Source organism: uncultured Campylobacter sp. (assembly GCF_937997595.1).
Taxonomy (GTDB): Bacteria; Campylobacterota; Campylobacteria; order Campylobacterales; family Campylobacteraceae; genus Campylobacter_B.
Window position 1 is genome coordinate 1 of sequence record NZ_CALKTS010000224.1, and the last position, 1098, is coordinate 1098.

2 protein-coding genes are annotated in these 1098 nt (G+C 45.0%); both read right to left on the minus strand.

What is annotated here, in order from left to right; genetic code table 11:
• Window positions 1–35: 35 nt before the first annotated feature.
• Entirely contained in the window at window positions 36–842 is an 807-nt protein-coding gene (locus Q0614_RS07570) for a nitrilase-related carbon-nitrogen hydrolase (RefSeq protein ID WP_298787739.1), read from the minus strand.
• An 8-nt stretch (window positions 843–850) separates the two neighbouring features.
• Window positions 851–1098, minus strand: a 248-nt coding sequence (locus tag Q0614_RS07575) for a crossover junction endodeoxyribonuclease RuvC (protein ID WP_298787741.1), incomplete at its 5' end; no start/stop codon positions are given.

Below are 1098 nucleotides of genomic sequence, written 5' to 3' on the forward strand. Positions count from 1 at the left end.
GTTTAGCATATCGATCACAAATACCAAAGTTTTCATCAAAACTCCTTATAAATTTTAGGTTTCATATCTTTTAAAAAATTCATTTTAGCGCGAAATTTTAAAATTTCATCTAAATTCGCCCGAGCGATCTTCACGGCCTCTTTTTTGCCTAGGCGCGCGACGATCTCGCCGTAGGGATTTATCAGCATGGAATTTCCGCCGAAACTCTCGCCCTGCCCCGTATCGCCGCAGCCGTTTACCGCGCAGATAAAAATTTGATTTTCGATCGCACGGGCTCTCGCAAGCGTGATAAAATGCTCTATGCGGCTCTGCGCAAACTGCGCGATCACAAAAACAATCTGTGCGCCGCGAAGCGCTAAAGCGCGAAAAATTTCACAAAAGCGCAGATCGTAGCAGACCGCAACGCCGATTTTGACCGCGCGATTTCCAAATTTGACCTCGCAAATTCCTAACCTATCGCCGCCGCTTACGATCTCATTTTCGCGAGCGAACGAGAAGGCGTGGATCTTGTCGTAGCGTAAAATTTTAGCTCCGTTTTGATAGATGAAAGCGGAATTGTAAATTTTATCTTGCCTAGAATTTATCGCTCCGCCAATCAAAACAGCGCCGTTTTTTTGTGAAATTTCGCTTAAAATTTTTTTCGTATGAGCAGCGTTCGTATCGACGAGTTCTTTAAATTTAGCCGTATTGAAGCCCGTATTAAAGGCTTCCGGCAGCACCGCTACGTCCGCGCCGCGTTTTAACGCGCGATCGATCAGCCCGCGCGCGCGGATAAAATTTTGCTCACAATCTGCAAAATTTTGAGCCATTTTCACGTCCATTTGCAAAATAGCGATTTTCATAAAACCTCCTATTTAGGCGCTAAGCGCATAACATTTGCATGCGTAAGCGCGATAGCTATAGCATCTGTAATATCAAGCGGCTTAATCTCCTTATTAATCCCCAAGATCCGCTTCACCATGAAAGCAACCTGCTCCTTCGCCGCCTTTGCCTTTCCTGTGACAGATTTTTTTACCTGAAGCGGCGTATATTCGGCAAAATTCCCAAAAATTTGTAAAATTTTAAGAGCCAGCGCGCCGCGAAACTGAGCGAGCTTTA